Source organism: Streptococcus oralis, from assembly GCF_001075875.1.
In the GTDB taxonomy this organism is placed as follows: Bacteria; Bacillota; Bacilli; order Lactobacillales; family Streptococcaceae; genus Streptococcus; species Streptococcus oralis_I.
This window is the reverse complement of record NZ_JUOS01000137.1, coordinates 1-216: the sequence shown is the minus strand read 5'-3', so window position 1 is coordinate 216 and position 216 is coordinate 1. Positions and strand designations below refer to the sequence as shown.

The window sequence follows — 216 nt, the reverse complement described above, 5'->3', positions numbered from 1 at the left end:
GGTAAGGCAACTGCCCCAGCTGACAATGTTCAAAATGCACAATGGACACGTACCTTAAATGTTGATAAGGTAACAGGTAAAGTTCTTAACCCTGAGGCACCATGGACAGCTAATAAGACTAACTATGATGCAGTTCCAACACCAGGATTGACAGGTTACTACGCTGATAAAGGAAGTGTTGCTTCTAAGACAGTCACTCAAGAAAATCTTGAAGAA

The 216-nt window shown here is 41.7% G+C and carries 1 protein-coding gene; it reads left to right on the top strand.

Features of this window, described 5'->3' with window-relative positions; translation table 11 throughout:
- The coding region (locus ADM33_RS11490) for a mucin-binding protein (protein ID WP_049504336.1) at window positions 1-216 on the top strand (216 nt) is incomplete at both ends.